We start from the raw sequence: 14,895 nt of genomic DNA on the forward strand, positions 1-14,895 counted from the left end.
AAATAATAATGCTATATTGTCAGCAGGTTAGATAATTGTATAAAGCAACCAGAGTTCAGGTTTATTAGTGGCAACCGGCGATTTAGGAAAATCATGAATAATAAAAAAATTAAATTAATTGATTTAGCAAAACTAGCAGGTGTATCGACTTCAACAGTTTCGCGTGCGCTTAATGATAATCCGCTAATTAAGCAAGAAACCCGCGATAAACTACAGCGCTTAGCTAAAGAACACAATTTTAGCCTGAATACTGCCGCAAGCCGCTTGCGTACACAAAAAACCAATGTAGTGGCGGTTATAATTAACCTTGACGAACAAACAGAACAGTCGATTAGCGACCCTTTTTTACTTAAAGTGGTGAGCGAAATTAACCTTGCGCTTAATCAACAAGGGTTAGAGCTTTTATTATCAAACTCAATAATGGCGCAAGGCGATTGGGCTAATTACTTTATTAATAGCCGCCGTGCAGACGGCATTATTGTGGTAGGTCAAGGTAAGAACCAAACCAATATCGAAAATGCAGCTAACGCAGGTATTCCGCTGGTAGTATGGGGGGATCCTAAAACACCCTGTAATTATGCCATTGTAGGGAGTGACAACTATTTAGGGGGCTTGCAAGCAACCACGCATTTAATAGAGCATGGAGCCAAAAATATTATATTTTTAGGTGACCCAGAACATGGTGAAATTAGCGAACGTCATCGAGGGTACTCTGCTGCATTAGCAACCCACAAATTAAAGGAACATGTTGTATCTATTGATATTACAAGTAGCTCTGCGTACCAATCTATTAACCAATTACTGCGTGAAAAAGGCCTTTATTTTGATGCTATAGTTGCATGTAGTGACATGGTTGCTTTAGGGGCAATGAAAGCCTTAAAAGAGCGCTATGTAAGTATTCCTAATGATGTCGCTCTAGTAGGCTTTGATGATATTGCTATGGCCGACATTAGCCACCCTTCATTATCGACCATCCGACAAAACACACAGTACGCAGCCACGCTACTAGTTCAAAAGCTAATGCAACAACTCGCTGGTGAAAAAGTTGAATCACAAGTGATTGATATTGAATTAATTACCCGTCAATCGAGTAAACGTTAACTTATAAATGATGTTGAGTTAATGTTAAAATCATAATGCAAACGATTGCATTGGAGGTTGTTCTAAACTAAACTCAAATCTCACTGATATAAATACACACAGTGTATGCACTCATTATGGGCATACAATAAAGGTCGTTATAGCGTTTAAATAACGCTGTAAAGCGGGGGCAGTTATGAGTAAAACAAAAGTCACACTGGCTATTGCAGCAAGTTACTTTATTTTCGCTATTTTATTAAATAGTGTAGGTACCGTTATTTTGCAGGCAATAAATACTCTAGGGGTAAGTAAAACAGAGGCCTCAGTTCTAGAAGGGTTTAAAGATTTATCCATTGCGGTAATGTCATTTATAGTGGCTTCGTTTATTCCTCGTTTGGGCTATAAGCTTGCCATGCTTGGGGCGCTTACTATTGTTGCGCTTGCTTGTGTAAGTACGGCTTTAATTAGTGACTTTTATGTGTTTAAAATTTTATTTGCAGCTATTGGTTGTGGCTTTGCTGTGGTTAAAGTATCTGTTTACTCTATTATTGGCCAAGTAACAGACGATGCAAACAGCCACTCCTCATTACTAAACACCATCGAAGGCATTTTTATGGTTGGTGTATTAAGCGGTTATTGGATTTTTACTGCTTTTATAGATCCAAGTGACTCAACCGCTTGGCTTAACGTTTATTACTTGCTGGCAGCTCTAACCCTAATTGTTATAGCAAGCGTCATTGCAGCACCTATAAAGCCAGCAATTGTAAGAAAAACTAAACGCTCAAGCTGGTATGACTTTATAGCGATGCTAAAGCTAACATATCAACCATTAGTGCTTATATTCATAATTAGCGCTTTTTTATACGTGCTAATTGAGCAGGGCGTAGGTACTTGGTTACCTACATTTAATAATGAAGTTTTAAAACTCCCTGTCGCTATTAGTATTCAGTTGGCTAGTATTTTTGCTGCGGCACTTGCGCTTGGACGCTTAGTGGCAGGGCAAGTACTTAAACACATTAATTGGTTTGCTGTATTGTGCAGTTGTTTAGTTGCTATGGCTGGTTTAATACTCATCACCTTGCCACTTACTGAAAATATTACTGAAAATAACGTAACCAGTTTGTTTGACGCTCCTCTCGCTGCATTTATTTTGCCGTTAATTGGTTTTTTTATGGCACCTATTTATCCGGTACTTAACTCCGTTATGCTCAGCGCACTTGAAAAACATCGTCATGCAGCTATGACTGGTTTGATTGTGGTTTTTTCGGCACTTGGAGGCACAACAGGCTCAATAATAACCGGTTATGTATTTGAGCACTTTAGTGGGCAGCACGCGTTTTACCTTTCTTTGGTTCCTATTAGTTTAATTTTTATTAGCGTGATTTTTTTCAAAAAACGTACAGATGCTATCTCACAACACGCAACCACAGCTTAAAAGTAAGGAAAGTTATGAGTTTTTTCGAGAGCCAATTATTTAAAGATGTTCAAACGCAGAATGTATTTAGTGACTGTAAAACATTCGCTGATGCAATTGCGCGTGTTAATTGGCAAAGTGCATGTAAAAGTTATGAGCAACTAGCTCCTTTAAATGACGCGCAGCTTAGTGAGTTTGTAAACGCACACTTTATTACCTCCCCAGTGCTAACAATGGGCACTAAGGCTGATACGTCATCTGTTAAACAGTATATAAATTCGTTATGGACTGGCCTTAGAAGGGAAGCCGATATTCCAAAGCAAGACTCATTACTTGCACTAAAACACAGCTATATTGTGCCTGGGGGACGTTTTCAAGAAATTTACTATTGGGATAGCTATTTTACAGCCTTGGGTTTAATTGATGCAGATAAAATTGATGTAGTTGAAGATATGCTACTTAATTTTATCGATTTGATTAACGATTATGGCAGTATTCCAAATGGTAACCGCCGCTATTATTTATCACGCTCGCAGCCACCTGTTTTAGCACTTATGGTCGAATTATTATGGGAGCATACACACCGTAAGTCGCTTAATATGAAATGGCTTAATATGTGTGTGGCAGCGCTTGAAAAAGAATATAGGTTTTGGATGCAAGACGCGCAGTTGCTTTCAGATAATATATTGAGTTCAAACCGCGTGGTAAGAATGCCTTGTGGCGGTATTTTAAATCGTTATTGGGATGATGCGGGTGAGCCAAGGGCTGAGTCACTACGAGAGGATTTAGAGTTAGCACAAGAGTTGGCTGAGGAAAGTAAAGCTGATTTTTATCGTAATATTCGTGCTGCGTGTGAGTCGGGATGGGATTTTAGTTCTCGTTGGTTGGGAGAATCTAGTTTACTAAGCTCTATTCAAACCACTGATATTGTTCCTATTGATTTAAACTGCCTTATATATAACTTAGAAAGTCGGCTAAGTGAGTTTTTTAAACTGCTCGGCAATAGTGAGCAAGCTCAGCATTACAAATCACTTGCTGGCAATCGTAAAGCACTTATAAATACGTATCTTTGGAATGAATCCATCGGCTTTTTTGTTGATTATAACGGCCGGTTGGCCACTCAATCTCCAATACTTAGTGCTGCGGCCACTACAGCGTTATTTGTTAATTTAGCCAGCAATGACCAGGCAACTAAAGTAGCAACGTTACTAGCTAATGATTTTTTAAAAGAGGGTGGTATTGTTACAACCATTACTCATACACCACAACAATGGGATAGCCCAAATGGTTGGGCACCATTGCAGTGGTTTGCCGTAAAAGGGCTTAATAATTACGGTATTACACAATTAAGCACGAATGTAATGCAAAACTGGCTAAAGATGGTTGAGCAAAATTTTGAGATAAATAAGTGCTTGCTCGAAAAATATAATGTGTGCACCCCTAATGTTTTAGCTAGTGGAGGTGAATATCAAGTACAGCAGGGATTTGGTTGGACAAATGGCGTAACAACTCGATTTTATAAGTTACTAAGCGACTAATCCGATCTGTTATTTATCTTATAAAAGCAATTTTTAAAATGAAATAAATGATGGTTATATGCTGATTTTATTCGTCTTTATTTATTTTAGGATGAAATATAAGAATATCGCTTTAATACCAAAATCTGATTGTAAGTTGTATTTGGTTTCGGTAATGTGGTGTAAATGTTTCAAGGACGAAATTTATGCTAGATAAAAGCTCAGTATTTGTAAAAACAACATTTCAAACATCTTTTCACTCACATAATTACACCGCTATTTTAAGAACGCTTCAAGCGTTGTTTAGTGATGTTAAAATGGATGATGCTGTGCCTAAAACTGAGCAGCGAGCTAATTATGATTTGTTTTTAATCGATGGTGCTAAAAGCAAATGGCAAGACCTCATTCCTGCAGATCTTATTTGTTTAGCTAAACACTATAACGTTGTCATTTTTAATGTTGATAGAGAAGATGTATGCGAGCAAAACTTATTGCTTAACCATTTTAATGGCGTTTTTTATAAATCAGATGCACCAGAAGATATTTTTAAAGGATTACTTCGGGTTAATACTGGCGAGCTTTGGTTTACACGCAAAGTGATTTCAAAAGCATTTAACGATATTTTAGCCGTAGCATCATCGTTTAATAGCCTACACGACGACATCGAATTAAAGCAGGACGATTACGATCATTTAACAAAGCGTGAAAAGTCTGTTATTCATTTAATTGCACAAGGTGCGAGTAACCATACAATTGCTGATAAACTTAATATTAGTGACCATACTGTAAAAACACATCTTTATAGCGCGTTTAAAAAAACGAACTCACGCAATAGAGTAGAACTTGCTAATTGGGCTCAGCGCTATATATCAGTTTTGCTGCCAATGGCTAAATAAGAGTAAAGCCACCAAGATGTTATCTAGGTCAATTAAGTCAATTAAGTAAAATTTTATCCTCTAGATTCTTATAAAGTTCGGGTAAGCGAGTTATTTTCAACTAACTAGTCACATAACCTATAAAGGCTACAATATGTAGCCTTTAGTTAATTCAGGAAATCAGTTTACGCTGATTTTTTAGCCCATAAGCCTTTATCAATACCTTTTGTTATAAGATCTGTAAGCGCTTTTTCTATTGCTTGTGTTACACAAATACTCATAGGTTCATTGTCGCTAAAGCCCGCTTCAGCTTCGGCTAAACGTTTGTAGCTCACGTATCTAAAAAATCCTGCACGCATTTCTTGGCTTAATACTTTTTTGCTGGTGGCTACACTTAGTAATACTTGCCCTGTTCGAACATCAACAGCACGTAGATATATTGAAATAGCATCTTCGCGATAAAGCTCAGAGGCGCCTATACCAAAGTACTCCATACCTAAACCACCTGTTTTTACATTGGTGTCGTAGCTTATAATACCGCCTTCTAAAATAATTTTGGCGGTGGTAAGCGGTGGTAAATCAGCTTGGTTAGGGTTATCGGCTTGACCTGCACGAATGATTTTTCGCTCAGTTAAAATATTTTGTAAACCCTCACGTTCTACTGGCGTAAACCAATCTGATTCGTGTAGTGCTTGGACAAGTATTGAGTTAGCACCTTGAGTAACAGCCGTCGAAAACGAGCTTACGTTAGTTTGTGGCTTATATTGCCCGGTTTGATCTCTAAATGAGTAAACCGATACAGGAATACTACCGACAGGTTTAGGTAGGTTTTTTAGATCCGCAAATAATTCAGTTGGCTCTAAGCTAATAGCTTTTTGCTGTGATGGTGGAATAAGATTTCCCAAACTTGCACAGCCGCTCAAACCCAGTAATGTTATTGTTATTAGTAGTTTATACATTATCCAAACCTCGGTACTTCAATTATTACAACAGAGTCATCTAATATATTTGTTATTTTTACTGTAATAGAATCGGTTGTGCTGGTTATAACTTCAATTTGATAATCACCACTCATAAAAATAGAGTCCTGATTAAAAAGGCTATCTTCTATGTCCTCACCAAATGCCATATCGGTAATTTCTCTTACCATGCGGTTTAAATAGGTGCGCTCTAAAGAATCTTGAAATTGTTCAGCGTAACCTTTTTCGATTACTGGCGCTTTATGCTTGTTTTGAGCTTGCGCTTTGCTCAGCAACATATTTGCGTTTAGTGGGTTTCCACCAAAGCTTGGGTTGATTGGGGTATAAATTATTTCAGTCGCTTGGGACGAAAAGCTTAATGTTGTTATTATTATAAGGGCTATTTTTTTCATTTTACCATCCATCTTTAGCCATATCAGGGGTTGATGCAGCCATGTTTGAGCGAGCCATTGCATCTATTACTGTATAAACAGCTTGCTCTACACGCTCATCAAGGGGTTCTAATCTGCGACCTAAATAAGTCGCGTAAACAAGCTGGTTATTCATTATTAAAGAAAGCTGTGTACCTGCTTTTGGTATTACGGTTTCTTTTATTTCTATATTAAAACCAGCCGTTGAGGGGAGATCTCGCCAATAGTTTGAAAATTCATAATAAAATTGATGACCAAAGCGGCTAATACTTCTATCTAGTAATAAGCCATCTATTTCTAGTTCATCAGCAGCATGAGTTGCCCCAGAAAAACATAGGAAGAGTGTGAGTAGGTAACTATTAAAGCTAATGTTTTTTTTCATAATTTAAAATGGGGAGAGGGTCGCTCTCCCCACCTCAATAATTACATTTGAGTAATTGTTGCTGTATTTCCATCACCCATTTGGGTAACAGATACAGTGCTGTTAAAGCCAATTACAGAGCCTTCAACAATGTTATCGTTACCAATTTGAGTAACACTAAATGATACGTTTTCACCGCCAACTAAAAATGCTGATTGTTCAACGCCAGTAACCCAGTTACCTTCGCCTGTTTGTGAAATATCAATACTATGGTTGTTGCCTTCAACCATCATATCAATAAGATTTAACATGCCATTTTGTGCAATATCAATTTGATTATCGTTACTGTCTAAAATGCCTGCAAGTGTAACAATTGCTTCGTTTTGCGAGCCATTTTGGGTAATATCGATATCGTTATTATTAGATGTAAGTGATACATCGGGGTATGACGATTGCACTAGCATTGCATTTTCATCACCAGACTGAACCAAATCAACATCGTTACCTGTGCCATTAAAGTTAGCTAAATGAACAGAGTTTAAATCGCCCACTTGATTGGTCATAAACTCATTATCAGAACCAATAACACCCATATAAGTTTCGTTTAAGTCACCCATTTGGATGGCAGTAACTTCGTTATTATCACCAATAATATCGGCAGTTGTTAAGTTTTCAGCGCCAACTTGTGTAGCAGAAACTTCGTTATTTGAGCCTTCAAACAAGTTAGATTCAATAGTATTCATTGATCCTTCTTGATCTAAATCTATTTCATTATCGTCGCCAATAACGGCTGCAAATGTTACTGCGTTTGTATTACCATCTTGTTCAATTGAAAGCTCATTAGCATCACCAGAAATGGAACTAAATGTTGCTGTATTGCGATCCCCCAATTGCTCAACTTCAAGTTCATTTTCATTACCTTGAAGACTACTTACTTTGAATGTACTCCAATATCCATCTTGTACTAAATCGAGAACATTTTCGTCGCCCGTAAGCATGGTTATTTCAGCTTCATGCCATTCACCTGTTTGTAGTGAGGTGATTTCATTTGCGTTTCCTTGCATATCCATGTTGTAGAACCAGTGGCCACCAGTGCCTTGTTCAACATCAATGATATTATCATCGCCAGTTACAATATTAATTGCTTCGTTATTTACAAAAAAGCCTTGGCCAAATTGCGTAACAAATAACATATTATTATTGCCAGTCACCTCAGTAATAAAACCATTAGCAACACCATCTTGGGCGTATACTTGCGCGTTGTTATCGCCAATAGTTGTAACTTCACCGTAGTTTCCAGATTGAAGTTGAGAAACTTCAGTTTCATTGTTGTTACCTGTCGTAGTAACAAGCATGGTATTGCTGTCGCCGTCTTGAGTTAGTAGCGCAGTATTTTCATTAAAAGTTTGTGTTAGAGTCATCGAGTTTTCAATACTTGCTACAGAAACGTTAGTAGCAAGTTCTGAGTTTGATGCTGATTTGCTTGGCGTATCTGCATAAGAGGCAAAGCTAGTACCCATTGCAATTGCTACTGCGCAGCTTAAAAGTGATTTGTTCAACTTCATTATTTTCTCCTTGAAATATTAAAACCAAACACCTTAAATTTTATAGGTTTTATAAGGTATTTGCTGTGTCAGCATGCCGTGCCGATATAATGTTTTGTGATCCACCTGAAAAGCTCTAAAGTAAAATTTACGATGTCATTAATAATTATTACTAAGCGATTTGTCATTATTCTTAACTTACGTTTAATAACTGTTAACTATTAAGTACCCAATTACTGTATTCCTCTAATGTCATTTCTTAAATCATCATTTTTTACCAATTATTTAGTTTTTATTTTTCAGTTGCTTATGAAGGTTTTTGGTTTTTTTTATTAATTTGATATAAAAAGCAGTAAAAATTAACGGCCCTGTATTAGGTAAGTTGCTGAGTGTTAATTTCATTAAAAGGTCTGTATTTAATGTTTTTTTAATACATTAACTGGTCAAAATAGTTGGTTTTTACAGCGTTTTCATTTTTTAGCTTGTTTAATGATTCGTTTGGTTGTTTCCTAAACATATGCCATGTGATCCCTTGTACTCGAAATAGTGAAAGAACGTGCTTAGAGCATCTAAGCTAACCCAACAAAACTATGGATAGAACAATGAAAACAAAATTATCTATTATTACTCTTGCTTTACTACCGTGTTTAGCTGCAGCAAAACTTCCTGATGTGGGTGTAAAGCAATCTGTAGCTGCTAGCAGTGATTCAATAATTGTTAAATATAAAAGTAATGCAACGAAAGAAATGCGTAAGCAGGCTCGTTCATTAGTTAAAGCTAAAATTACTGATATAAATAAAGATGAAATTGACGACAGTTATACGTCTTTACTTTCAGGGCGTTTAGCTAAGTTTAAAGTGTCGGGAATGAGTACTAAAGACGCTATTGCTCTTTTAAAGTCTCATCAAGCAATTGAATACGTAGAACCTGATTATCGTGTAAGTATAGCAAGCGCACCAAATGATCCTCGCTTTGACGAGCTTTGGGGCTTAAATAATGAAGGTCAGACTGGCGGTACAGCAGACGCTGACATTGATGCAGTCGAAGCATGGACGATTTCTACAGGTAGCCGAGATGTAGTTGTGGGTGTAATTGATACAGGTATTGATTATAGTCATAGTGATTTAGCGAGCAATATGTGGGTAAATACATCTGAAATTGCAGGCGATGGTATCGATAATGACGGTAATGGCTTTATCGATGATATTCATGGTATTAATGCGATTACCGATAGCGGTGACCCTATGGATGATGAAGGTCACGGAACACATGTGTCTGGAACTATAGGTGCCAGTGGTAATAACTCTGTGGGAGTAGTGGGTGTAAATCATGAAGTATCACTTGTAGGTTGTAAGTTTTTAGATGCTGCGGGTAATGGTTCAACATCAGACGCTATTAAGTGTATTGATTATATGGTTGGCCTTAAAAATTCGGGAGTTAACCTACGCGTATTAAACAATAGCTGGGGCGGTGGTGGTTACAGCCAAGCATTAGCTGATGCTATAGACTCTAGCGAAGCGGCCGATTTACTATTTGTAGCTGCAGCGGGTAACGATACTATTGATAACGATGTTAACCCTCACTACCCATCAAACTATGAAAACGCCAGTGTGTTATCGGTTGCTAGTACGAATCAAACTGATGATATTTCGTGGTTTTCGCACTATGGTTTAACAAGTGTTGACATGGGCGCACCAGGCACAGCTATTTTATCTACTACACCGGGTGAAAGTTACGCGTCATACTCAGGTACTTCAATGGCAACCCCCCATGTTGCAGGTGCTGCAGCGTTAGTGTTATCGGTTAATCCTGAGCTAAGTACTCAAGAGCTTAAAGAACTACTAATGAGCTCTGGCGATGCGAATGCTGCGCTACAAGGTGTAACTGTTGCAGGTACTCGCCTTAATGTAAACCAGGCACTTATTGATGCCGATCCAACACCAGGCTTTAAAATTTCAGCCGATCCACTTACGCAACAAGTTGAGGCCGGCCAGGCTACATACTACACATTTACAATTGGCTCTATTGCCGAGTGGGATGAAGAAGTAACGCTTGAATTATCAACAACATTAGCTGGTGCTTACTTATCAGCAGTTACAGCGCGTCCTGGCGATGAAGTAAGACTTAACGTTGAAACAGACGTTGACACTCAGTGGGGTGATTACGAGCTGATGGTAACAGCTACGGCAGGTGATATTGTTAAGCAGCAATCAGTTGATTTAATGATTCAGCCTGTAGGATTAAACGACTTTACTTATAGCAGTAGTCAAAGCGTTGAAATTCCTGATAACTCACCAGTAGGGGCCGTATCAGTAATTAACATTGGCGATGATTTAACCGTATTTGGCACTACAGCAGATGTTGATATTTCTCATACTTACTCTGGCGACTTAGTGGTTAAGTTAGTATCTGCCCAAGGCACACAAGTAACATTACAAAGCAATGTAGGTGGTTCAGCAGATGATATTGTTAGAAGCTTTACGTCTGAATCATTTAACGGTGAAGTAGCTACCGGCGATTGGACACTACAAGTAGAAGATACTGCCGCAGCCGATACCGGCACAATTAATGGTTGGTCATTAACGCTAAGCGCTATTGGCGAAGTTAGCCCACAACCACCACGCTCAGATTTTGAGGCTGAAACACAGGGTCTAACAGTTAATTTTACGGACTCAAGTACTGATGCTAATAACGATATTACACAGTGGAGCTGGGACTTTGGTGATGGTGCAACATCATCTGATCAAAACCCTATGCATGTGTATGCAGCATCAGGTAATTACGATGTTGAACTAACTGTAACTGACAGTGAAGGCAATACAAGTACATCAACTCAAACGGTTGTAGTAAGTGATGTAGAGCTAGAACTGACCTTAAAGCGTGCTAATAAGTCTCGCCTTGATACTATGCGAGTAGATTTAAGTTGGGAAGAAGTTGGTGCTGAATCTCTAAGCGTATACCGTAACGGTGAGCTGGTAGATACAACATCAGATAGTGGTCGTTACCGTGATTACGTGCGTGGAGCTACGTTACCATCGTACGATTACCAATTATGTGTTACTGAAAATGTATGTTCTAACATCATTACGGTTTCATTTAACTAAGTAAACCACTACTCCTAAAGTGACCTTAAGCCCAGCATTGCTGGGCTTTTTTTGTTTAAGCTATTAGAGTTTATTTTGAATGGTATATCGGAACTAAACTTTTTTATACGGGTGTGTTTTAAGCCAGTGCTCGGCGATTTGCTCGCGCGTGGCAAACCAAACCTGCTCATGCGAGCGGGCATATTCTAAAAACCGCGCTAATGCTTTTATTCTTCCAGGTCTGCCAATTAAGCGGCAATGCAAACCTATCGACATCATTTTAGGGGAGTTTTCACCTTCTGGATCGCCTTCCTCGTATAGCGTATCGAATGCATCTTTTAAGTAATTAAAAAACTGATCCCCTGCATTAAAGCCTTGAACAGCTGCAAAGCGCATGTCGTTTACATCAAGCGTGTAGGGCACTATTAACTGTGGTTTACCTTCTTTAATACTGTAAAAGGGCAGGTCGTCGCTGTAATCGTCGGCGTCATATAAAAATGTGCCATTCTCAACAACAAGGCCTGCGGTATTTGGGCTAGTTCGGCCGGTATACCAGCCTTTGGGCTTTTTACCTGTAAGCATTTTAATGACATCAATGGCTTGTTGCATATGCTCGCGCTCAGTTTGTTTATCAATGTTTTGATAATTAATCCAGCGCAGGCCATGGCTTGCAATTTCGTGGCCTGCTTCAACAAAGGCTTTAGCTACATCGGGGTGGCGCTCAAGGGCCATCGCCACTGCAAAAATGGTGACCGGTATATCGTATTTTTTAAAGAGTTTAAGTAAACGCCATACACCTGCTCGCGAGCCATATTCGTAAATAGACTCCATGCTTATATGGCGGTCTTCTACATGCGGGGCACTGACTATTTCAGATAAAAATGTTTCGGCTGCTGCATCACCATGCAATACACAGTTTTCGCCGCCTTCTTCGTAATTTAATACCACTTGTACAGCTATACGGGCTTTATTGGGCCAATTTGCATGTGGTACATCAGGGCCATAACCAATTAAATCGCGCGGGTAGTTTTTAAATTGCTCGCTCATGTTATTGCTCCTTTTTAAGTGCTATGAGCCAAGAGCCTAGCGTTTCACGCTCTGCATCAGTCATTTTGGTCATATTAGCCAATGGCATATCTTTGGTTATAACCGCACGGGTATGAATAAGCGTGCTGGCTTTTTTTACATCATTAATAGAGTCGAGTTTAAAGCCAAGTGGCGCTGCTTGAAAAAGCTTTGATGTAGGTGTTTCACTGTGGCACTGGGTACAGTGCTTGCTGATTATATTCCACGCTTGTGCGTCGGTAATACTTGCTTGTAAAGGCGCTTTTTCGTCTGCATTTGTTGATGTACTGGGCCAAGGTGCTATTGCCAGCATAAGGGCAAAAAAGGCGGCAATACCACTTACAAGTACTGAAGGTTTATTAACGCCTTGATGTTTTAAGTTAAAGTAATGGCGTATCCACATGCCAATACCAAACAGCGCAATTAAAATAAGCCAGCCAAAGCTATGGCTGTAAGTATAAGGAAAGTGATTGCTCAACATAATAAATACCACTGGTAACGTGGCGTAGTTATTATGAATAGAGCACAGCTTTGCCTTTAAACCCGGGAGCGATTCAGGAATACGGCCAGCTTCTACTTCGCTTACCATGTAGCGCTGCCCTGGCATAATTATGTGGTACACATTGCCAACCATACACGTACCAATAAGCGCACCTACATGAATATACACAGCGCGGTCACTAAATAGCTGGTCAACCCCGTAAGTCCAAAGGGCCAATATGCCAATAACCACAGCAATAAACGCTTTACCGTTTTCTACGAGTGGGGTTTTACACAATAAACGATAAACACCATAACCCAAGCCAATAAAGCCAAGGGATGCGGCAATAGCAGCAAACTTACTTAGCTCACTTTTGCTGTTATCGATTAGGTAAACATCGGCGCCAACATAATAAAGCAGGCTAAATAATAAAATACCAGTGATCCAAGTTGTGTAGGCTTCCCATTTAAACCAGTGCAGGGTATGCGGCATTTTTTCAGGGCCATTTTGATACTTAGCCACTTCGTAAAAGCCACCGCCGTGCACGGCCCATAAATCGCCTTTTATGCCTTTGTCTTGTTTCCACTGTGGCGGGGTTTGTAAGTTATTATCAAGCCACGCAAAATAAAATGACGCCCCAATCCACGCAATGCCTGCAATTACATGAAAATAACGCAGGACTAAATGAGCAAGCTCAAATAAATAGTTTTCCATAACGGTTAAGCCTCTTCTAATTGCGGTGTATGGGTAGCTGAAAACTGCTCTTTTTCATCGCGCTTATACACGCTTTTACCCATAATGTAGGTTTGTTCAATACAGCGGTCATCACCTAGCATCATCATTGCAAAAAGTTGCTCGTGCAGGGTTTTTGCATGGCCAATTCTGAATTTTAAAAACGAGGTGGCCGCGTAGTCCATTACAATAAAGTCGGCTTCACAGCCAATAGCAAAGCTACCTATGGTGCCTTCTAAATCAAGCGCTCGTGCACCGCCCAAAGTAGCTAGGTACATGCCTTTAAACGCGGAAAAGCGCTGGCCTTGTAATTGCTGAATTTTGTACGCTTCGTTACCTGTTTGTAGCATAGAAAAACTTGTGCCTGCGCCTACATCGGTACCCATGCCTACGTTAATACCGTGCTCTTCACAGGCTTTTAAGTTTAATAAGCCTGAGCCTAAAAATAAGTTAGAGGTAGGGCAGTGCGATATGGCCGCGTTGTTATCTGCAAGGCAGCAAAGCTCGCGCTCAGATAAATGAATACTATGGGCAAATACCGAGCGTTTACGCACCATTTTAGCTTGCTCGTACACGCCAAGGTAATCTTCGGCTTCAGGAAATAACCCTTTTACCCATTCGCACTCGTCTTTGTTTTCAGATAAGTGGGTATGCAGGTAGGTGTCGGGGTATTCTTCTAATAATTGAGTACATTTTTGTAGTTGCTCTGGAGTAGATGTGGGCGCAAAACGTGGCGTTACTGCGTAGCTTAATCTATCAACATTATGCCATTTTTCTATCAGTGCTTTTGATTGATCGTAACTAGTTTGCGCGCAATCTGATAAATCGTCAGGGCAGTTTCTATCCATCATTACCTTACCGGCAATCATACGTAAATTACGTTTTTGAGATTCGTTAAAAAACGCATCTACCGATTGCGGGTGCACAGTGCCAAATACCAATGCGGTAGTGGTGCCATTACGCAGTAGCTCATCTAAAAAGCGATTAGATATGTCTTTTGAATAGTGCTCACAGGTAAACTTTTTCTCTGTCGGAAACGCGTATTCGGTGAGCCAGCTTAAAAGTTGCTCGCCGTAAGCACCCACCATTTCGGTTTGCGGTAAATGTATGTGCGTGTCTATCATGCCGGGCATAACCAATTTACCATCGTGGCGAATAATAGTGGCTGACTTATCAATGCTTGGCAGTATGTCTTGCTCGTAACCAAGTTTAATTACTTTGCCGTTTTGAATAACTAATGCGCCTTTTTCAAAATAGCGATGGGCGTTCTCGCCGGCTATAGCTGGGTCATCAACAAAGTCGAGTATGTTGGCACAAATTACGGTCATTTTATTCTTGTTTTGCGTGCTCATT

General features: G+C 39.4%; 12 protein-coding genes. 5 read left to right on the forward strand and 7 right to left on the reverse strand.

The features are described 5' to 3' along the window. Nucleotides 1–93: 93 nt before the first annotated feature. From I6E80_RS03105 to I6E80_RS03120, 4 genes are all read left to right on the forward strand, one after another. Nucleotides 94–1,101: a LacI family DNA-binding transcriptional regulator gene (locus I6E80_RS03105; RefSeq protein ID WP_197184764.1), complete on the forward strand. Its 1,008-nt coding sequence runs from the start codon at nt 94–96 to the stop codon at nt 1,099–1,101. A gap of 175 nt (nt 1,102–1,276) precedes the next feature. Further along, nucleotides 1,277–2,515, forward strand: coding sequence for a sugar MFS transporter (locus I6E80_RS03110; protein WP_197184765.1), 1,239 nt, complete (start codon nt 1,277–1,279; stop codon nt 2,513–2,515). Nucleotides 2,516–2,529: 14 nt separating this feature from the next. Then, a complete protein-coding gene (locus tag I6E80_RS03115) occupies nt 2,530–4,032 on the forward strand; it encodes a trehalase family glycosidase (RefSeq protein WP_197184766.1) in 1,503 nt (500 codons plus the stop codon). A 185-nt stretch (nt 4,033–4,217) separates the two neighbouring features. After that, nucleotides 4,218–4,907: a response regulator transcription factor gene (locus I6E80_RS03120; protein WP_024598527.1), complete on the forward strand. Its 690-nt coding sequence runs from the start codon at nt 4,218–4,220 to the stop codon at nt 4,905–4,907. 164 nt (nt 4,908–5,071) lie between these two features. Here I6E80_RS03120 and I6E80_RS03125 read toward each other — a convergent pair whose 3' ends face one another. Genes I6E80_RS03125 through I6E80_RS03140 form a run of 4 tightly spaced genes read right to left on the reverse strand, consistent with a single transcriptional unit; the run spans nt 5,072 to nt 8,202 of the window. Continuing rightward, nucleotides 5,072–5,845, reverse strand: a complete 774-nt coding sequence (locus I6E80_RS03125) for a CsgG/HfaB family protein (protein ID WP_024598528.1) — start codon at nt 5,843–5,845, stop codon at nt 5,072–5,074. Continuing rightward, nucleotides 5,845–6,270: a curli assembly protein CsgF gene (locus I6E80_RS03130; protein WP_024598529.1), complete on the reverse strand. Its 426-nt coding sequence runs from the start codon at nt 6,268–6,270 to the stop codon at nt 5,845–5,847. Before I6E80_RS03130 ends, I6E80_RS03125 begins: the two co-directional genes overlap by 1 nt. Beyond that, nucleotides 6,260–6,658: a curli production assembly/transport protein CsgE gene (locus I6E80_RS03135; protein WP_024598530.1), complete on the reverse strand. Its 399-nt coding sequence runs from the start codon at nt 6,656–6,658 to the stop codon at nt 6,260–6,262. The genes I6E80_RS03130 and I6E80_RS03135 overlap by 11 nt, the downstream gene beginning before the upstream one ends. 41 nt (nt 6,659–6,699) lie before the next feature. Then, nucleotides 6,700–8,202, reverse strand: a complete 1,503-nt coding sequence (locus I6E80_RS03140) for a curlin (protein ID WP_076924316.1) — start codon at nt 8,200–8,202, stop codon at nt 6,700–6,702. 581 nt (nt 8,203–8,783) lie between these two features. Here I6E80_RS03140 and I6E80_RS03145 point away from each other — a divergent pair. Then, nucleotides 8,784–11,285, forward strand: coding sequence for a S8 family serine peptidase (locus I6E80_RS03145; protein ID WP_197184767.1), 2,502 nt, complete (start codon nt 8,784–8,786; stop codon nt 11,283–11,285). A 93-nt stretch (nt 11,286–11,378) separates the two neighbouring features. On the opposite strand, the gene puuE is transcribed toward I6E80_RS03145, so the two are convergent. From puuE to guaD, 3 genes are read right to left on the reverse strand one after another with little or no spacing between them, the layout of a single operon-like run. Next, the gene (puuE, locus tag I6E80_RS03150; RefSeq protein ID WP_197184768.1) at nt 11,379–12,311 is read right to left on the reverse strand and encodes an allantoinase PuuE; all 933 of its coding nucleotides are present in this window, start codon (nt 12,309–12,311) and stop codon (nt 11,379–11,381) included. Between the two features lies 1 nt (nt 12,312). After that, a complete protein-coding gene (locus I6E80_RS03155) occupies nt 12,313–13,524 on the reverse strand; it encodes a urate hydroxylase PuuD (protein WP_197184769.1) in 1,212 nt (403 codons plus the stop codon). A gap of 5 nt (nt 13,525–13,529) precedes the next feature. After that, complete coding sequence (gene guaD, locus I6E80_RS03160; RefSeq protein ID WP_197184770.1) at nt 13,530–14,894, reverse strand: guanine deaminase; 1,365 nt, start codon at nt 14,892–14,894, stop codon at nt 13,530–13,532. Nucleotide 14,895 lies beyond the last annotated feature (1 nt).

This window comes from Pseudoalteromonas sp. NSLLW218, from assembly GCF_015864775.1.
Classification (GTDB): domain Bacteria; phylum Pseudomonadota; class Gammaproteobacteria; order Enterobacterales; family Alteromonadaceae; genus Pseudoalteromonas.